This window comes from Carnobacterium gallinarum DSM 4847 (genome assembly GCF_000744375.1).
Taxonomy (GTDB): domain Bacteria; phylum Bacillota; class Bacilli; order Lactobacillales; family Carnobacteriaceae; genus Carnobacterium; species Carnobacterium gallinarum.
On sequence record NZ_JQLU01000005.1, the window covers coordinates 1,730,247 to 1,751,792 of the forward strand.

At 35.3% G+C, this 21,546-nt stretch carries 10 protein-coding genes; 7 read left to right on the top strand and 3 right to left on the bottom strand.

From position 1 onward, the window contains the following. The first annotated feature begins 70 nt into the window (after nt 1-70). From BR43_RS19225 to BR43_RS12905, 5 genes are read left to right on the top strand one after another with little or no spacing between them, the layout of a single operon-like run. Nucleotides 71-1,990, top strand: coding sequence for an Ig-like domain-containing protein (locus tag BR43_RS19225; RefSeq protein WP_051933954.1), 1,920 nt, complete (start codon nt 71-73; stop codon nt 1,988-1,990). A 22-nt stretch (nt 1,991-2,012) separates the two neighbouring features. Continuing rightward, nucleotides 2,013-3,959 carry an Ig-like domain-containing protein gene (locus BR43_RS19230; RefSeq protein WP_051933955.1) on the top strand — a complete coding sequence of 649 codons (1,947 nt, stop codon included), beginning with the start codon at nt 2,013-2,015 and terminating at the stop codon, nt 3,957-3,959. Between the two features lie 22 nt (nt 3,960-3,981). Next, nucleotides 3,982-6,672: an immunoglobulin-like domain-containing protein gene (locus tag BR43_RS19235; RefSeq protein ID WP_051933956.1), complete on the top strand. Its 2,691-nt coding sequence runs from the start codon at nt 3,982-3,984 to the stop codon at nt 6,670-6,672. 17 nt (nt 6,673-6,689) lie between these two features. Next, the gene (locus tag BR43_RS12900; protein WP_034562588.1) at nt 6,690-8,255 is read left to right on the top strand and encodes an Ig-like domain-containing protein; all 1,566 of its coding nucleotides are present in this window, start codon (nt 6,690-6,692) and stop codon (nt 8,253-8,255) included. A 46-nt stretch (nt 8,256-8,301) separates the two neighbouring features. Beyond that, a complete protein-coding gene (locus BR43_RS12905) occupies nt 8,302-10,701 on the top strand; it encodes an Ig-like domain-containing protein (protein WP_034562590.1) in 2,400 nt (799 codons plus the stop codon). Nucleotides 10,702-10,780: 79 nt separating this feature from the next. Here BR43_RS12905 and BR43_RS20210 read toward each other — a convergent pair whose 3' ends face one another. Beyond that, on the bottom strand, nt 10,781-11,359 hold the full coding sequence (locus BR43_RS20210) for a hypothetical protein (protein ID WP_169741057.1): 579 nt from the start codon (nt 11,357-11,359) through the stop codon (nt 10,781-10,783). A 336-nt stretch (nt 11,360-11,695) separates the two neighbouring features. Between BR43_RS20210 and BR43_RS12915 the strand changes: the two genes are divergently transcribed. Continuing rightward, the gene (locus BR43_RS12915) at nt 11,696-19,201 is read left to right on the top strand and encodes an isopeptide-forming domain-containing fimbrial protein (RefSeq protein ID WP_169741058.1); all 7,506 of its coding nucleotides are present in this window, start codon (nt 11,696-11,698) and stop codon (nt 19,199-19,201) included. A 77-nt stretch (nt 19,202-19,278) separates the two neighbouring features. On the opposite strand, the gene BR43_RS12920 is transcribed toward BR43_RS12915, so the two are convergent. Continuing rightward, on the bottom strand, nt 19,279-19,644 hold the full coding sequence (locus BR43_RS12920; RefSeq protein WP_034562594.1) for a DUF1304 domain-containing protein: 366 nt from the start codon (nt 19,642-19,644) through the stop codon (nt 19,279-19,281). A gap of 79 nt (nt 19,645-19,723) precedes the next feature. Continuing rightward, a complete protein-coding gene (locus tag BR43_RS12925) occupies nt 19,724-20,377 on the bottom strand; it encodes a TetR/AcrR family transcriptional regulator (protein WP_034562597.1) in 654 nt (217 codons plus the stop codon). A gap of 128 nt (nt 20,378-20,505) precedes the next feature. On the opposite strand from BR43_RS12925, the gene BR43_RS12930 reads away from it, so the two are divergent. Then, nucleotides 20,506-21,513, top strand: coding sequence for an NAD-dependent epimerase/dehydratase family protein (locus BR43_RS12930; protein WP_034562598.1), 1,008 nt, complete (start codon nt 20,506-20,508; stop codon nt 21,511-21,513). The last annotated feature ends 33 nt before the right edge of the window (nt 21,514-21,546 follow it).

Consider the following 21,546-nt stretch of genomic DNA (forward strand, 5'->3'; position numbering starts at 1 on the left):
AAGGGATTTGCCCTAACAAAGGGATTTGCCCTTTGATATAAATATAATGAATTCTGGGAGGATAATTGATTTGAGAATTGAGAAAATTAGTTCTAGAGTTTTGATTTGTGGTTTGGTATTAGGGTGTGGTTTGATTTTTGATTCATCTATTGGATCAGCAAGTCAGGTAACATCAGGAAAGCTTTTAGAAAATCGTTTAGAGACTGTATTGTCAGCGAAAAGTTTGAATAAAGCGCAATTGGAGTCGTTTTATCACACTGGATACGCAGACGCAAACCCTATGGCAGATTATGTCGTTGCAGGGTATCCAACGAATCAAACAACAACGATTCAAATGCAAAGAGTTCAAAATTATAATAGGTATGTCTTAATTGATGGAGAATTTGGTGGTGTTGGAGAAGTTGCTGTTGGAGAAGTCGTTGGAGAGACGGTTACCTTCAAGAATTTCCAGTTAAAAGCAAATAATCATTATTCAGTATTTGCTGACAATCAAGAGCATGTTTTATTTTTTGAAACTGGAGGATACAATAACACAAATCCAGTGATTTCAGTTATTCCAGTTATACGTATTCCTTTAGGCGGGGACTTTAATCCCTTAGATAATGTAACTGCTTGGGATAAAGAAGATGGATTTCTGACATCAAAGATTAACGTTACGAAAAATACAGTTGATGTAAATACAGTTGGTACTTATGAAGTTGATTATGAAGTTTACGATTCTGATGGTGGAAGAGGAACGGCAAGTGCACGTGTCATTGTATTTGATGATGGGTCGTCGAACCAGGCTCCAGTGATTGAAGCTTCGGATCAAACAATAAATGTAGGAGACATTTTTAAACCCTTGGAAAAAGTGAAAGCTACAGATCCAGAGGATGGAGATATTACCTCAAAAGTTGAAGTGAAAACTAACGAAGTTGATAATTCAAAAGCTGGAAAGTGTCGTGTTTCTTACTATGTAGAAGATTCTAAAGGAAAAAGCGCAACAAAAGATATTACTGTAACAGTAATTGAAAATACAAGTATTCCTGCACCTGTATTAAATCCTGTTTTTACAACAGATACAACAGTGCAAGGCATTGGGGCGAAGAATTCGACTCTATATCTAACTATGGGAGCAGATAAGTATCAAGAAGACATCGGAGCAACAGGTGTGTTTAAGGTTACTTTAGATGCTAACTATGCTAGCGGTACTCAGATTACGGCTTATACACAAGATGCTGCAGGAAATAAAAGTTTAGTTTATACAGGAGTTGTTGTAAAAAATGAATTAACAGCACCCGTACTAAACAAAGTAACAGAAAAAGATACATCGATTACAGGAAAAGCGCCTGCAAATACAACATTATATCTCCAAATTGGTTCAGACAAATATGAAGAAGATGTTAATAGTAATGGTGTCTTTTCAATGGCATTAGATAATTCATATCCGATTGGTACTAAAATTACAGCGTATGTTAAAGATAGTAATGGACAACAAAGTGATGTCGCTACTTATGAAGTTGAAGCTGCAGAAGATATTTATTTAGAGAAATTTACTTCTGGAGATATTTGGTTAAAAGGAAAGACCTTTGCGAATGCTGTAATTTCAGCAAAAGTCGATAATTATCGTGCACGTGTTTATGAAGGCGAAGCTGATTCAAATGGAAATTTTGCAATTGAATTTTCTAGAAACTATCCTGCTGGAGCGACGATTGAAGTAACAGCAACTGACCCACTAACGGGAGTGAGTTCTGTTAAAACCGTTCAAATTTATCCAAAAGCCCCAACGATTTATACAATTCAATCGGGAGATACGAAAATTTCAGGAATTGCAGATCCAAATGCGCAGGTATTTGTTCAAGTAAACAATGAGATTTTTGAAGGTACCGCAGATGAAGCTGGTTCTTATACAGTTAAAGTAGCAACAGTACCTTTATACGCAGCAATTGCTGTATATCAAGTAGTAAATAATATTCATAGTGAGAAAACAGAAATAACAGTTGAACAATAGAAAAACTAGGAGGAAAGAGAAGATGAATAAATTAAAATTAGTTGGTTTAGGAGCGATCCTATGTTGTGGGTTAGCATTAAGCCAAACAGATGCCGGTGCGGCGACAATCAGTAAAAATGAATTACAAGGAAATCAAATGAGTACCAAAGTAGTCAATTTTAAGAATAGGAGTCTATCAGCGAATATTCTTGAGGCAATCCAAAAAAATCGTGCAGGAGCAGACTTTACTAGTTTTCATTACTATGGTATTGCAGGCTTATCTCCTACAGCCAATTATGTAAACAAGGATGGTTATGTAACTACAAAAACAACCTCAATCCATATCAATCAAACAAATGATACGTACTATGAATTAATAGATGTAAACTCTGGGACAATTCTTTCAACTGGAAGAGTTGTTGGGCAACAGATCTATTTTGATACTATTACCTTATATACAAATGGAGATTACCGTATATTAGGCAATTACAATGAAATTGCCCAATTCGATGTATATGAAGCCGCTGAAAATAAAATTCCAGTCATTAAAGCAGAGGATAAAACGATTCGTCTTGGTGATAGTTTTAAACCATTAGAGGGTGTAACTGCCACGGATGAAGAAGACGGAAACTTAACAAGTAGCGTTGAGGTGGAATCAAACAACGTGAATACTGATAAAGCAGGAGTTTATTCCGTTACTTATACAGTTACAGATAGTGATGGTGGTATTGGAACGAAGACCATCAAAGTAACAGTTCTATCTAAAAATACACCACCAACTATTCATGCAGAAGACCGTACGATTTATGTTGGCGATACATTTGATCCACGAGAGGGCGTAACAATTTGGGATGCCGAGGATGGCATTATCCCTATTGAAAAACTTTTTATCAGCCTTAATGAAGTCGATACGACAAAAATTGGAACCTATAAAGTTATTTATATGGTTCTGGACTCTGGTGGTACATTAGGCATGAAACAAATTAGTGTAACGGTTATTGAGCGTGAAGTAGAATTACCAGCCCCAGAATTGAATACAGTATTAAATACAGATACAACCGTTGAGGGAAAAGCTACTAAAAATACAACTCTTTATTTAACCATTGCTGGTGATAAATATCAAGAGACTGTTGGTGATAATGGTACATTTTCGTTAACTTTAGATCAAACGTATGCAGCTGGATCCGCTATTGAAGCTTATGTTAAAGATGATGCAGGTCATACAAGTGCTGTTTATACTGGAACTGTTCAAAAAAATACATTTGAAAAGCCTGTTTTAGATAAATTAACAGACAAAGATACACTTTTCACAGGTAGTGGACGTGCAAATACAACGTTAGTATTCAAAATTGGTAATGACAAGTATGAATCAGCTATTAATGAGAATGGTTTATTTAAAGCTACTTTAGACCAAACTTACCCAGTTGATACAGCAATTGAAGCGTATATCTTAGATCCTGCAACAAATGAAAAGAGTGAAATTAGTTACGCAAAAGTTGTTGCAGCAGAAGAAATCTCAATAAATAGAGTGACGTCAATTGATAAATTAATTACTGGAACAACTTTTGCTAATGCAACGATTGAAGTAAAGGTCTTCGGTTACCGTGACCGCATTTATGAGGGTGCCTCAGATGAGAATGGGAAATTTAACATTAATTTTACTAGATTTTATCCAGCTGGGACTAGTATGACAGTGAAGGTAATAAATCCTGTTACTGGACATGAATTTTCTAAAACAGTCCAAGTTTATCCAAGAAAACCATCAATCACTGCTATTTTAAGTGGCGATACAAAAGTAGAAGGTTTAGCAGATCCACTTGGAGAAATCTTTGTTACTGTAAACAACAAAGTAACTCAAGGTATTGCAGATAGTGCTGGAAACTATTTAGTGAGAGTGAATGAAGCGATTCCTCAAGCTGCTTCAGTTTCAGTTTATCAAGTCGTTAAAGGAATTAAAAGTGAACCAACAGAAGTAATTGTTGAACAATAAGTATAAAGTGGAGGATTTAATAGTGAATAAATTAAAATTAGTGGGATTAGGTGCAATTTTATGTTGCGGCTTAATGCTGAGTCAAGTGAATGCGGAAGCAGCTAAAAATAGCGAAAAAAATGTAAAAGAAAATATTCTTGAATCAATGATTGTGAACCAAATGAAGATGAAATCAGCTATTTTAAACAGCTTGAATGTACAAGGAAATTTACTTGAAACAATGCAAATAAATCGTGAGGGTGCAGAGCTTACTAGTTTTAACTATACTGGTCAAACAGGACTATTTCCTCAAGGCAATTTTGTGAATAAAAAAGGCTATTTAACAACAGATACAACGATGATTCGTATACAGGGATCAGATCAACTATCTTATCGATTAATGAATTTTGCATCGAATCAATTAATTGCAATTGGAGAAGGAACGGGCTCAGAAATTTCGTTTAATTTATTGAGCTTATCAACTACATCTGATTATGGGATTGTTAGTGTCGATAGAAACGGTGTTCAAAAAGAATTAATTCGATTTGATGTACACCCAGCTAACGATACCCCTCCAATTATTCATGCAGAAGACAAAGAAATTCCATTTGGTAGTGATTTTAAAGCTCTAGAAGGTGTCACCGCTGAAGATATTGAAGATGGTGATTTAACTGATTCAGTCCAAGTTGTTTATGATGGGGTTGATACTCAATTAGCAGGTATCTATGATGTGAGATACGAAGTAATAGATAGTGAAGGAAATATTGGAACGAAATCAATTAAAGTTACAGTTCTAGAGAAGAATGCAGCACCAGTAATCCAAGCAGAAGATCGCACAATTTATGTTGGCGATACATTTGTAGCGTTAGAAGGCGTAACCGCTGAAGATGCCGAAGACGGAAACCTAACAAGTAAAATCGAAGTGGTTTCAAATGATGTAAACACTCAAAAAGCAGGCATTTATGAAGTGACGTACCAAGTAAAAGATAGTGCTGATGAAATTGGAACAAAAACGATTAAAGTAACAGTTTTAGAAAGAAACAAAGTACCAGTGATTAAAGCTGAGGATCGTACAATTTATGTTGGCGATACATTTGTAGCGTTAGAAGGCGTAACCGCTGAGGATGCCGAAGATGGAAACTTAACAAGTAAAATCGAAGTAGTTTCAAATGATGTAAACACTCAAAAAGCAGGCATTTATACGGTGAGTTATCGAGTAAAAGATAGTGCGGGTGAATATGGAACGAAAACGATTAAAGTTACGGTTTTAGCAAGAAATACAGCCCCAGTCATTAAAGCCGAAGATCGCATGATTCGTGTTGGTGATACGTTTGATGCCTTAGAAGGCGTAACTGCTGAAGATGCTGAAGACGGAAACTTAACAAGTAAAATTGAAGTAGTTTCAAATAATGTAGATACTCAAAAAATGGGTATTTATGAAGTGACGTATGAAGTAAAAGATAGTGCTGGTGAAGTTGGAACGAAAACAATTAAAGTTACGGTTTTAGCAAAAAATACACCACCAGTAATTAAAGCTAAAGACAGTACAATTTATGTTGGTGACACATTTGATGCGTTAGAGGGTGTCACAGCTGAGGATGCTGAGGATGGTGACCTAACTTCTGAGATTGTTGTAGTACTTGACCAAGTGGATACATCAAAAGTTGGTGAATACCAAGTCTTGTATTCTGTTACAGATACAGCTGGATCAATTGTTAGAAAAAGTGTGACAGTTAACGTTATTGAACGTGCAACTGAATTACCAGCACCGCAATTAAATCCAGTTTTCAATACAGATACAGCAGTTGAAGGAAAAGCAACTAAAAATACAACTCTTTATCTAACGATTGCTGGCGATAAATACGAAGAATCAGTTAATGAAAATGGTAATTTTTCAGTTGTATTAGATCAAACATATGCAGCTGGATCAACTATTGAAGCTCATATTAAAGATGCTTCAGGTCACACCAGTGCTTCTTATATTGGAACAGTGCAAAAACATGATATCCAAAAACCGGTTTTAGATAAATTAACAGATAAAGATCTTAGTTTATCAGGTAGTGGGCGTATGAATACAACCTTAATGGTAACCATTGGGAATGATCATTATGCAACAGGTATTAATGAAAATGGCTTGTTTAAATTAGTCTTAGATCAAACGTATCCAGTTGGAACAGCAATTGAAGCTTATATCTTAGACTCTACAACTGGTGAAAAAAGTGAAGTCACTTATGCAAAAGTTGTCGCTTCAGAGGATATTTTCTTAAATAGAGTAACGTCAATTGATAAAGGAATCTCTGGAAAAACATTTGCTAATGCAGATATCAAAGTTAGAGTTTTCAATTATCGTGACAGAATATATGAAGGAAAATCAGATGAAAATGGAAACTTAACTTTTGTATTTACAAGAGCTTATCCAGCCGGTACAAGTATCACTGTAACAGTTACAAATCCAATTACAGGGAATACTTTTGAGAAAACAATTCAAATTTATCCTAGAAAGCCAACAATTAATACGATTGTAAGTGGCGATAAAAAAGTGGAAGGCTCTGCAGATCCGCTTGGACAGGTAGTTGTTACTATAAATAATCAAGTTACTGAAGGCATTGCTGATAGTGCTGGAAATTATTTAGTGAGAGTGAGTGAAGAAATTCCTCAAAATGCCTCAGTTTTAGTCTATCAAGTTGTTGATGGAATCAGAAGCGAAGCAACAGAACTAATAGTTACACAATAAAAAAAGGAGGAGATACAGTGAAAAGAATAAAGTTCGTTGGTTTAGGAGCAATCTTATTTTGTGGCTTTGTTTTAGCCCAATCAAATGCAGAGGCAACTAAAGTAAATTCACTAGTTAATTTTAGTCCGACTAGTTTACTTGATTCTATGCCAAGAGTTATCGAAGAAGGTCCTGAATTTACTGCATTTAATTTTTTAGGTCTAGGTGGTCGTCAGGCTACAGCCAATTATGTTAATTATGCAGCCTATGCTACAACAAAAACGACAGAAATTCGGATGGGCGTATCTGAGTCTAGCGCAACAGAGTACGAAATAAGAGATATGTTAACAGGAGCGACTATTTCAAAGGGAAGAATTGATGAGTCAAAAATTTATTTTGAACAACTTTCGTTACAAGCTGATCGATATTATGAAGTTCTAGAGTTTAACTCTTATTGGGAAGAAATTGGTGGATTTTCAGTCCAAAAAGCAACTGAAAATAAAATTCCAGTTATTACGGCACAGGATAAAACTATCTATGTAGGTGATTCTTTTAAACCCTTTGATGATGTAACAGCTGAAGATGAAGAAGATGGAGATTTAACTGGATTAATCCGCATTGTGTATGACACAGTGGACATTAGTAAAGCTGGTATTTATAAGGTTGGTTATGAAGTAATCGACAATGACGGTGGTGTTGGAACAAAAGAAATTAAAGTCACGGTTCTAGAGCGTGAAGTGGAATTGCCAGCTCCGGAATTAAACCCTGTGTTAAATACAGATACTATTGTTGAAGGTAGAGCAACTAAAAATACAACGCTTCATTTAACGATTGCTGGTGATAAATATGAAACAACCGTTGGCGAAAATGGTATGTTCTCAGTTACTTTAGATCAAACCTACCGTGCTGAATCAGTTATTGAAGCATATGTGGAAGATGAAGCAGGCCACATCAGTGCTTTATATACTGGAACCGTTAAAAAAAGTATTCTTCAAAAACCTGTCTTAGATAAGTTAACTGATAAAGATTTGAGTTTATCTGGAAGTGGAAAAGCCAATACAACCGTAGTGATTAAAATTGGCAATGACCTTTATGAAACAGATATTAAAGAAAACGGAATGTTTAAAATGACGTTAGATCAAACGTATCCAGTGGGAACCGAACTTGAAGCCTATATTTTAGATCCAGCAAATGGTGAAAAAAGTGAAGTCACTTATGCAAAAGTTGTAGCTGCAGAAGAAATCTCATTAAATAGAGTGACCTCAATTGATGAAGTAATTACTGGATCAACATTTGCTGATGCGGATATAAAAGTAAAAATATCTGGTTATCGTGACAGAGTTTATGAGGGAACATCAGATGAGAATGGACACTTTAGTATTGTGTTTACAAGATCTTACCCAGCAGGTTCTGCAGATCCACTTGGTGAAATATTTGTTACTGTAAACAATCAAGTGACTCAAGGTGTTGCAGATAGCTCTGGAAACTATTCAGTGAAATTGAGTGAAGCAATTCCTAAAAATGCCTCAGTTTCAGTGTATCAAGTTGTGAAAGGTATTAAAAGTGAACCAACGGAATTAACGGTTGAACAAAGGGAACAATGAAATAAAAATATAAACTAAACTAAAGAATGTGAGTGTGAAGGAAAAAATGGCAAATAAGAAGATGATTAAAGTTGTTGCAGCCTCAATGATGGCTGTCAGCGTATTGAGTGTAAGTGTATTACCACAAAGTAGTTCAGCAAATGTTTTATCACAACTGTCGCCGACTGTAAAAAGTGAAAAAGCAGGTACTAGTATGATGGCTGAACCAAAATTATGGTCATCAATGTTGCCAACGGTTGGAGAAAAAGTAGAAGAGAACTTTGATGTATCTAAAGGTTGGGAAGTTGAAGACTATAATTCAGATTTAGGTATCGACATTGATAAGGTCTTTAGACAAGGAATGTCGAATCCAGATGGTACGATGAACTATGCAACCATCAACTTTGGGAACATTGGGAATGCAAACTTTATTGCTAAGAAAACAATTAAAATGAAAAAAAATCATGAATATAAACTTAACTTAAACTATGGGATTAGACTTAGTGCAGGTGTTGTTGGATCAATTGATTTTAATGGTACTAAGAAAGATGTTTCAGTATCAGGAAATCCTGCCTATGAAGAAACGATTGTCGCAAAAGAAGATATGGATTATGTGATTACTATGGAATTTACGACACCAATGGAAACAACAGCTTATCTGATGGTTGGGTATAATCCACAACTTGGTGATGGTATTACTGAATCAGCAGATGTTAAACCACCGACAGTAATCGCTCCTGAAGCCAATCAAAATATCGTAAAAGGTGCTGGCGAACCAGGCTCTCGAATTATTGTTAAAGACAGTAGTGGCATTGAATTAGGTAGTGGAGCTGTACAAGCAAATAAGAGCTTTTCAATCGAAACATCACGTGATCTGATTTTTGGTGAGTTTTTATCGGTTACACAAGTAGATGCAACAGGTTTTGAAAGTCAACCAACAGTAGTAAAAGTTGTAGATACAATTGGACCAGAAATTGACAGTGTAGATTCAGTTGAAGCCGGTCAAAATCTAGTTGAAGGACAAACAGAAGCAAGAGCAGTAGTTCGTGTTTATGAAGAAGATGGTACCACTCTTTTAGGAACATCAGATGCAGCAGATACAACTGGTCACTTTACCGTAAAATTAGTTAGAGATGCAGTTTACCAAGAAAAACTTGTTCTATCTGTTACGGATAGTGCTGGAAATTTAGGTTCAAGTATGACTACTGAAGTAGTGGATACAACAGCACCGAATAAACCAACAATTGCTCCAATTACAGATAATGATACAATCTTGACTGGAACAGCAGAAGCAGATTCTACAATTACAGTTAAAGTTGGTCATCAATTATTTACAGGAACCGCAGATAGTCTGGGAGACTACACGATTGATTTAGCACAAACCTTCCCTGGTGGAACAATCATTGATGTAACAGCAACAGATATTGCTGGAAATATTAGTGAATCTGAATCAGTTGTTGTAAAATTAACAAAACCAACAGCTGTACCAGTGGTTAATCCATTGACAGATCAAGAATCAATTTTAACAGGAACGACAGAACCAGGTGCTACTGTTGAAGCTCATATCAACAAAGATATTTATAAAACAACAGCAACGGCAAGTGGTACATTTGAAATTCAATTAAATCACAAATATATTGGTGGTACAGATATCGTTGTTACTGCAACTGGTATTTCAGGTGTTATAAGTGCTGAATATCAAGGGAAAGTTCTAGACCAAACTGCTCCAGATAAACCAGAAGTAAATGAAATTACAGATAATGATGCAGTAATTACTGGAACTGCAGAACCAGATTCAGTCATTGATATATATACTGAAGTATCACCGCAAGTTAATGCTCATTATCAAGGGGTTGCAAATGATAAAGGAGACTTTAGCGTTGCAATTGACAAATTACCAGTGAATACCAAAGTAGGTGTATTTGCGACAGATTCATATGGTAATATTAGTGAAAGAACAAATGTAGTAGTTGTTAGTTCAACTTCTGTAAGTGTGACAATTAATAAAATTACAAGCCAACAAACCGTATTAACGGGTTCAACTCTTAGAGGAAATGCTCAAGTAGAAGTATTGATTGGCAGTCGTCTTTATCAAGATATGTCTGATGATAAAGGTAATTACTCAATTAAATTAGACCATGCGTATGTTGCTGGAACTGAAATAACTGTAACGGCAACTGAAGGAACAAATACAGATACTAAATCAATTAAAGTTTCTCCAAGAAAAGTATCAATTACGAGTGCATTTGCTGGTTCAGCAACTATCTCAGGTGTAGCAGATCCACTTGCTGAAGTTCATATTGCGATTAACGACCAACCTATGTCAGCACCTGTAACTAGTGATGCAAATGGGAACTATAGTGTTACATTAGCAAAACCATTAGCATTAGGAGATAAGATTACTTCATACCAAGTGTTAAATGGTGAAACAAGTGAGTCACAAGATATCTTTATTAATGTAAAATAATAGGAAATTTGTTAAATAAGTAAAAACAGGCATGAAAATCAGAAAGTTGATTTTCATGCTTTTTTTTGTTCGTTGAGTTTTATTGAAGTCTAGTCACTTTTTGTTTTACAAAAAGAAAGTTAACTAAAATAAGTAGTCCAAAGATAATTAGAAAAATTGTAATCATGATTAAGTTTGCTAAACGGTATTCTTGTTCAACGTTTAGGTCAAGTGGAAATCTAGTTGAGAACAAATAACTGGATTTTGTACGAATAAATTGGATAAAAAAATGACTAAGTGCAAAAAGAAGAGGGATTTCCAAAAAATGTTCAAGTATAAATTCACAGGAAATATAGTGTGGTGTAGCCCCTAATAAAAGTTTTATTTTAAGTTCCTCTTTATAAAGAAGAAATTGCTGATTTAAAAAAATGAAAAAGCGAAAAAGACCAAAGATAGAAAAAATGATTAAGAAGGTTAATAAACTAATCTTGATAATGGTTACTAGAAACTCCAGTTTGTATGTACTAGACTCAGATAGAAAATTATCCGTTGCAGAACTAGACGCAAAACTATTGGAAATAGATAGCAATAAATTATAAGCATAAATAAGTAAAAATTCAAAAAAGAAGAATAAAAAAATTGAGAAATTTGTAGTTATCGCAGTTCTGAGATTTCTCATTTTTAATTGTACACATCGATAAAAAATAGTTCTCATAGTAAGGATTATTCCTTTCTGAATAAGGATATTATTAAGTGTATCATACTATTTTTTCTGATTGAAAACGTTTTTTTACTAGCGACTGCAATCGTAAATGTAAAATAGAAAGGAACGAAATTACTTTTGGAGAGAATTCTATTTGTGGATTTATAAGATAATCATTAAAAATATACATATAAAATAACATTAAAACGAAATTAGAATTAAATCTAATTTGTTATATCTGAACCCGTATCAATTGATGTAACTGAATTGTTTCGTTTATACTGATTAATGAAATGGAGGAGGAAAAAAATAATGAAAATGTTAAAGTATTTTAATTTTTTGGTTGTAACAACGCTATTACTATCTGTTTTTATACCGTCAATTGTTGTAGTAGCAGTAACGAACACAGATAATAAAGAAAACTACTTTGAAGGTGACAACTTAAAAGTACTAGCTGAACAAGTAACGGATATTCCTCTAGAAAAGGATGAGATCGGTATTCGTTATCAAGTAAGTAACCAAAGTGAGGATGTATTAAGTACAATTAGCATTCAACAATTAAATAACGATGAGATTGTATTTGAGAAAGAATCACTTGAAATTGATAGCAAGAAGATAACAAATCAGGATGAATTAGACAAACTGTTTAACTTAGTGTATTCTACGGAGCAAAAAATTCAATCAACAGATTTGGCTACTTATGAACTAAAGCCGAATGAAACAAGGACGATTTTTATAAAAGCTCAGGTGGCTCCTTCATTTGTAGGGGATGTTAAACAAGAAGTGACTATTTTAAAGGATGCTGCTGAAGTTGGAGAATTGGCAGTTTCGTTGAAAAGTCCGATTGAACCAGTTAGTCATGAACCAATGGAATCAACGGAACCAATTGTCGAGAATCCAAAGGGTGACTTAGCTGAAAAGAGTGCTGAAGAGGCTGCTGTAGTAACGGAGGAAGCAGTGACTACGGATTCTGCAATAGAAAGTCCACTACCTATGCCTAATTTGGCTAAAAATACAGATTTAGCAAAGTTAGCACCAATTCCAGGTCGTGGGTTTGATAAACCAATCTATCAAGCTATTCACAAAGGAGAACTTTATTCAACGGGAAATACCAACTTGAAGATTGCCAATGAAAGTACAGCTGCCGCGCAAACTTTTTTAAATACAAAGACAGCAAGTAGTGGCTATGCGATTAATAATTTTCAATTAACTTTTGCTGATGTCGATAGTGATCCGAATACTTATAACTCTAGCAAATCATATATTGATTTAGATGGAGGAAAAGAGGTTGCATGGGCGGGGCTTTTTTGGAGTGCTTCCCGTTATAAAGGTCCAGCTACATCAATTAATATGACAGATGATGAGATTACAGCACCAGTTGTTTTTAAAACACCGAATGGAACAAGTACCTCTGTTACGCCAGATCGTTATTTTAGAATCGATCAGCAAGATGGGAAAGATCCAGGTCAAGGTTTTGGTTATAACAATACAGGTTTTTCTAATTTTGCTGATGTAACGTCTATTATTACGGGAGACGGTAGTGCTACAGGGAGTTATACATTAGGAAACATTCCGATGACCAATGCACTAAATGGACAATATCAATCATATAATTTTAGCGGTTGGAGTTTATTTATTGTAACGAAAGATCAAGCGAAAAAATCACGAGCATTTAGTATTTATCAAGGTGCTAGAGGAAATAAAGCTGGAACCAATAATGAATTTACTATTAGTGATTTTGTAACAGCGAAGTCAGGAGCGTTGGACCCAATTGTTAGTTGGTTTAGTGTTCAAGGAGATAAATATTTTACAGGTGATAATGCTCAGATTAAAAATAGCAGTGGTGTTTGGACGAATATTACCAATGGACTGAATCCAGTGAACAATGTTATGAATGGGACGGTATCTGATGGTGGAGAGCATATGGTTGATAAATATCCAGGTGGCTTTAACCCTGGTTATCCTAATTTCTTAGACATTGATGTTGATCGAATGCATCTACCAGAAGGCTTAATCCAAAATGGACAACAGCAAATTGCTCTTAGAACGACTAGTTCAGGAGATGATTTTTCAACAAATGCGATTGGTTTTTCTGTCAATGCTGAGATTCCAGAATTAGAGATTACAAAAGAAGTTATGAATCCTAAATCTATTTATAGGATTGGTGATGAAGTGACCTATCAAATTAAAACGAAGAATACTAGATTGAATTCGGAATCAAAAGCAACAATTGCAGAAGACATACTAGACAGTCGACTTGATTTTGTACCTAATTCACTTGCGATTACTTCTGGACCAAATACTGGTACAAAAACGGATCAAGCTGGTGATGATCAAGGAGAATATGACCCAACAACTAGAAAATTAACCCTTAGAGTGGGAGTTAATGCTGATGCAGTAACTGGCGGAAGTTATTTAGGTTCCACCGAAGAAACTGTTTATGAATTTAAAGCTAAGATTAATGAGACTGCTTTGCCAAGCCAAGAGATTCCTAATAGTGCGAGTGTTAAAGGTGTTGATGTAGCAACCAGTGCGCCATTAAGTGCCAACTCAGAAATTGTGAATGTACGGATTCAAGATGAAGTCTTAGGTAAATTAGAAACAACTAAAACGGTTAATCAGCAATCACCTAAAATTGGAGATGAATTGGAGTACCAAATTACATTTAAAAATACGATTCCAAATAGTGTTTTAAAGCAAGTGATAGTGACGGATGCCCTACCAAAAGGGTTAACCTATGTTGAAAATAGTCTCAGCAGTGAAGGGGATGATCCAAAACCAACATCATTAACTGTTGTCAATGGAGAATTAACTGGGATTTATCCTACGATTCGTGATACAAAAACACGAACTATCAAATTTAAAGTAACTGTTAATCAAGAGGCTGCAGTAGGTACACCGATTATTAACAAAGCCAAGATTGATGATGGCACGAATCCACCAGATGAACCAGAAGTTCCGGTGACACCAATCGAGACTTTAGGAGCTTTAGAGTCAACCAAATCAGTCAATCAACAAGCACCAAAAATTGGTGATGAAATTGAGTATCGTATTACCTTTAAAAATAAAGTTCCTAATAGTATGTTACAAAAAGTGACGATAACAGATAATTTACCAAAAGGTTTAACGTATATTGAAAATAGTGTGACAAGTGAAGGAGATGATCCAAAACCAACTTCGTTAACTGTGATAAATGGTCAATTAATCGCTGAATATCCTACAATTCGGGATAATGAGATACGAACAATTAGCTTTAAGGTAAAAGTAAATAATGAAGCTGTTGCCGGAACACCAATTGTCAATAAAGCTACAATTGACGATGGTACGAATCCACCAGATGAGCCAGAAGTGCCAATTACTCCAGTAGAAAAATTAGGTGAGTTAGAATCAACCAAATCAGTGAATCATCAATCACCAAAAGTTGGAGATGAGTTAGAATATAGTCTCACTTTTAAAAATAAAGTTGAAAATAGTATCTTAAAAAAAGTGGTGATTACTGATAATTTACCAAAAGGGCTAACGTATGTTGAAAATAGTGTGACAAGTGAAGGGGATGCGCCAAAACCAACCTCAATAAAAGTGGAAAATGGTCAATTGATAGCAGAGTATCCGCAAATTAGTGATACCAAAACGAGGCAGATTAAATTTAAAGTCATCGTCAATCAAGATGCCGTTGTTGGTACGCCAATTATCAATAAAGCTACAATTGACGATGGGACGAATCCACCAGATGAGCCAGAAGTTCCTGTGACACCGGTGGAAACACCAGGTGAATTAGAAGCGACAAAATCAGTAAATCATCAATCACCAAAAGTCGGAGATGAGCTAGAATACAGCATTACCTTTAGAAATAAGATTGTAAATGGAACATTGAAAAAGGTTAGCATTACTGATAAATTACCTCAAGGGTTAACGTACGTTGAAAATAGTGTCAGTAGTGAAGGGGATGCTCCTCAACCAACTTCATTGAAAGTTGAAAAAGGTCAGCTGACAGCAGAATATCCAACAATTAATGACACAAAAACTCGAACGATTCGCTTTAAAGTCATCGTCAATCAAGATGCAGTAGCTGGGACACCAATTATCAATAAAGCCAAGATTGATGATGGGACAAATCCACCAGATGAACCAGAAGTTCCTGTGACACCAACCGATACTCCGGGAGCATTGGAATCCAGTAAGTCAGTTAACGATCAATCACCAAAAATCGGAGATGAGTTAGACTATCGAATTACTTTTAGAAACAAAGTGGTTGGTGGAAAGTTAAAGCAAGTAACTATTACTGATACATTGCCAAAAGGACTGACGTATGTGGCAGGCAGTGTAGTAAGTCAAGGAGATGATCCCAAACCTACTTCATTATCTGTAACGAATGGTGTCTTAGTCGCAGAATATCCAGCAATTAGTGATAATAAAGTGAGAACAATTATCTTCAAAGTAAAAGTAAATCAAGAGGCAATCGTTGGTACGCCAATCGTCAATCAGGCAACTATCGATGATCATGAGAATCCACCAGATGAGCCTGTTGTTCCAGTAATTCCAGTTATTACACCAGGATCTTTGGAATCAAATAAATCAGTTAACAATCAAGCACCAAAACTAGGCGAAGAAATAGACTATCGAATTACCTTTAGAAATAAGATAGTTGGGGGAACCTTAAACAAAGTCACGATTACCGATAAATTACCAAAAGGGTTAACTTATGTTGAGCAAAGTGTGACCACTGAAGGGGATGATCCTAAACCAGACTCAATCGCGATTGCAGATGGGCAAATCATTGTTGACTATCCAACTATTAATGACACTAAAACGAGAAGTATCGTGCTTAGAGTCAAGGTCAATCAAGATGCAGTTGTAGGAACACCAATTGTCAATAAAGTGACAGTTGACGATGGCATCAATCCGCCAGATGAGCCAGAAATTCCTGTGATTCCAGAAGAAACATTGGGGGAATTAGAATCGACGAAATCCGTCAATAATCAATCACCAAAAGTTGGGGATGAATTAGAGTATCAGATTACCTTTAAAAATAAAATTGAAAATGGCATCTTGAAAAAAGTCACCATTACCGATAATTTACCAAAGGGGTTAACGTATGTTGAAAATAGTGTAATGAGTGAAGGCGATGCACCAAGCCCCATTTCATTAACAGTCAATAACGGAAAATTAGTTGCAGAATACCCGCAAATTAGTGATACAAAAATAAGAGCAATTAAATTTAAAGTAACTGTCGATAAAGAGGCTGTAGTAGGCACACCAATCGTCAATAAAGCGACGATTGATGATGATACGAATCCGCCAGATGAACCAGAAATACCAGTGATTCCAGTTGTGACGCCAGGCGAACTGGAGTCGACGAAATCCGTTAATAACCAATCACCCAAAGTTGGAGATGAATTAGAGTATCGGATTACCTTTAGGAACAAAATTCAAAATGGTGTGTTGAAAAAAGTTACGATTACTGATAATTTGCCAAAGGGCTTAAGTTATATAGATGGTAGTGTCCTAAGTGAAGGAGACGATCCAAAACCAACCTCGTTAACTTTAGAGAATGGTGTTTTAGTTGCAGAATATCCGCAAATTAGTGATACAAAAATAAGAGCAATTAAATTTAAAGTAACTGTCAATAAAGAGGCTGTAGTAGGCACGCCAATCGTCAATAAAGCGACACTCGATGATGACACAAATCCACCAGATGAACCAGAGGTACCAGTGACTCCAGTAGAAACTTTAGGTGAATTAGAGTCAACAAAATCAGTGAATCATCAATCACCCAAAGTTGGAGATGAATTAGAATACAGCATTAGTTTTAGAAATAAAATTGAAAATAGCAATTTAAAAAAAGTTACAATTACTGATAATTTGCCAAAAGGTTTAACGTATGTTGAAAATAGTGTGATAAGTGAGGGGGATGAACCCAAACCAACCTCAGTAACTGTTGAAAATAATCAGTTAGTAGCAGAATATCCAACAATTGACGATACAAAAACGAGAACTATTCGCTTTAAAGTAATCGTGAATAAAGATGCGGTAGCAGCCACGCCAATTATCAATAAAGCAACAATTGATGATCATGTAAATCCACCAGATGAGCCAGAAGTACCTGTTACACCGACAGATACCCCAGGAGCGTTGGAATCAAGTAAGTCGGTTAATAACCAAACTCCAAAAGTTGGAGAAGAGCTTGAATATCGTATTAATTTTAGAAATAAAGTAGTCGGTGGAACAGTAACTAAAGTGACGATTACCGATATTTTGCCAAAAGGGTTAACATACGTTGAAGGAAGCGCTAAAAGTGAAGGTGTTGATCCAAAACCAACGTCACTAACTGTTGTAAATGGAAAATTAGTTGCCGACTATCCACCAATTTCAGATAATGAAACGCGAATCATTGTCTTTAAAGTGAAAGTAAATAAAGACGCAACAGTAGGCACACGAATTATTAATAAAGCAACAATTGATGATGGCACTAATCCACCAGATGAGCCTGAAATTCCAGTAATTCCAGCAGAGATTCCCGGTGAATTGGAAGCTACAAAATCAGTTAACCACCAAGCACCAAAAATTGGTGATGAGTTGGAATATAGCATTAGCTTTAGAAATAAAATTACGAGTAGTGTTCTGGAAAAAGTCACCATCACAGACAAGTTACCAAAAGGTTTAACGTATGTAGAACGTAGCGTGACAAGTGAAGGGGCGGATCCAAAACCAACGTCACTAACTGTTAAAGATGGCACGTTGGTAGCAGAATATTCAGCAATTCGTGATACAAAAGCCAGAAGCATTAAATTCAAAGTAACAGTAAATCAAGACGCTATTGCAGGGACACCAATTGTCAATAAAGCAACCATTGATGACCATATAAATCCGCCAGAAGAACCAGAAATACCAGTTACGCCAAAAGAAATTGTTGGTGTTTTGGAATCGGCTAAAACAGTTAATAATCAGTCACCAAAAATTGGTGATGAAATTGATTATACAATTAGCTTTAAAAATAAAATTGTTGGTGGAACGTTGAAGAAAGTCACGGTAACAGACAAATTGCCAAAAGGTTTAACGTATGTAGAAGGTAGCGTAAGTAGCGAAGGTGCTGATCCAAAACCAACGTCATTAACTGTTAAGGATGGCGTATTGATAGCGGAATATTCAACAATTCGTGATACAAAAACCAGAAGCATTAAATTCAGAGTAACAGTAAATCAAGATGCTGTTGCCAAAACTCCAATTATCAATCAAGCCACAATCGACGATCATATAAATCCACCAGATGAGCCAGAAGTTCCAGTTATACCTGTTGATCCACTTATTGTGCCGACAATTGGAAATCTGGAAACTGAAAAATTAGTCGATAAAAAGACAGCGAAAATTGGCGATGTGGTGACATATCGAATTACTGTGAAAAATACTATTGTAAATAGTACATTGAAACAAGTGTCAATTTCAGATACGTTACCAGCAGAAGTCACCTATGTAGAAGGGAGTTTAATAAGTAAAGATGCTGGAAATCTAAGCTACCAGAACGGGACAATATCAGCAGATTTTCCTGAACTTTCTGATACGAAAACTCATCAAATTGAGTTTAAGGCAGTAATAAATGAAAAGGCAAAAGATAAAAAGGCGATTAAAAATATTGCTCTTGTTGAAGCTGAGTCTAAAATCCCTAAAAATCCAGAAGCCATCGTTATTCCTGAGCATAAATGGTACGATACTATTTTCCCGAAAACGGGTGAAAAAAATAATGTAATCATACTTGCCTTAGGAATTATCCTTTGTGTGAATGCAATTGGGATAGCGAATTATTATTCCAAACGTTCATAAGTACTGAATAGAGAATAAAATTAAAAAAATCCCCTTTCCAAACTCTGGAAAGGGGATTTTTAAGCTTAATGAGTCTATTATCCTAAAATAAGAATGGATAATAGCGCCAAAAATGCTGGTAATCCTTGTTTTAAGAGAATCGATTTTGAACTTGTCAAACCACCATAAATTGCTGCAATAAGGACAAAAATGATAAAGAGAGTAACCGTTTCAATGGGGTTGCTTGCTAAGAACAATCCATAAAGGATCCCGGCTGCCAAAAATCCATTGTACAGTCCTTGGTTTTTAAATAAAGTCTGAACACGAACATCTTTCAAAAATTCGCGTTCTACACCAAAAGCTTTAGATGCTTTATCAGAGTTACTTTGAAACATCTCTAAGTAAAGGATATAAAAGTGTTCGATAGCGACAATTAAAGCTAAAATAATCGATAATAAGGTCATTTGTTTCGCTCCTTTGAAATAAAAATAATCATACCTTATTTTAAGAAGTACTACAAAGAATAAGACCTAGAGACTTTGACTAAAATGCACGCTGAAATTTAGTCAGAATAAAATGAATCGTAGCAGATACATTTATTTCACGAATTTGTGGTAAATGATCTTGATGAATAACCTCAGGTAAAATCATTTGATAATAGTCTTTTAAGACATCTTCAGGGAATAAACGAAACTCCATTAAAAGTTGAGAATCCATTAATTTTGGCAAAATAGTTTCCAATTGAAATAGAAAAAGTTGTGGATTTAAATGATCTGCAAAGTAGCCTTGTTTTTTTCCATAATTAAAATAGTCAAGAATCTCATTGTTCCAGAGTGAATAATTTTCTAACATGACACGATACAATTCTGGATAGTTTTTCTTTAAATCGGTTCTAAAAATATCTGTACTAGCTCCAATTAGTAAAATCATATTAAAGAAGTTATCTGGAAAAGTCAGTAAAGTTGCTTCATTTTTCTGGTGATAGCGTGGGAGTTGGTGTTGCATAAAATCTATATAACGAAAAGTAACGCCTTTAATGACATCTTCTTTTGAAGGGAAATACTGATAAAGTTTTGCACGACTTACGCCCATAATTGTAGAAATTTTATCCATAGTTAGCTTGTCAAAGCCTTCTTTGACTACAAAGTCATTAATAGTAGCTAGCATTTCATTTTTCTTTTTTTCATCTATAGTCATTTATTTCACCCCTTCTTAATAGAATAACTTAAATCAATCAAATAGTCAAAATAGACAAAATAAACCATTTTTGTTTACTTTGTTTTTAAATGAGAGTATGATAGTAAAAAAAGAGAAGAGGAAAATAAATGACTAAAGTATTAGTAACTGGTGGAACAGGATTTGTCGCTAGTTGGACGATTAAAAAATTATTGGAAAAAAGTTATGAGGTTAGAGCAACCATACGGTCAGAAAATAAAGCCGACAATATAAAATCAATGTTAACAAGGAGTGGAGCCCCAATCGCAGGGCTTTCATTTGCTATTGCTGATTTAAATAATAGTCAAGGTTGGGAAGAAGCTATGGAAGGTATAGACTATGTACTGCATATTGCTTCACCATTAGGCTCAACAGATCCAAATGAATCTAGTATTATTGAGACTGCCAAGAATGGCACTATCCATGTAGTTACTGCAGCTCTTCAAGCAAAAGTAAAAAAAATTGTCATGACCTCTTCCTTAGCAGCAGCGACCCCTTTGAAAAAAGTTACAGATAAGGCAGTTGATGAAACCTTTTGGACAGATCCAATGAATCCTGAGTTAAATGCATATCGCCGTTCAAAGGTAATTGCAGAGCAAGCGGCATGGGCGTTGGTCAAAACGCAAGAACAAACTAGCTTAACAACGATTCTTCCAGGAGCTATTTTTGGTCCATTATTAGATAAAAGTCATACAGGTTCTGTTCAATTTGTCCAAACGTTACTAAAGGGTGGAACACCAAGTGCTAAGATTGATTTTGAAATAGTAGATGTACGAGATTTAGCTGATTTGCATATTTTGGCGATGGAAAATGATAAAGCAAATGGACAACGATATATTGCTGAGAGTGAAAATTTATCTATGAAAGAAATTGCTGGGATTTTACATGATAACATGGGAGAGGATGGAAAAAAGGTTTCACTGTTGACGATTCCTAATATTGTGTTGAAAGTTGCTGCAAAAGTAAATCCTGCATTAGGTGCCTTAACACCCATGCTAAATCGAAAATTTCAACACACGAATCATAAAGCTAAATCAGAACTAAGCTGGCAACCAAAATTAGGGAAAGAAACCATCATTGCCACAGGAGAAAGCTTGATCGAATTCAAATTAATTTAGTGGGAATAAATCCTCTATTCTGAAAGTTATTTG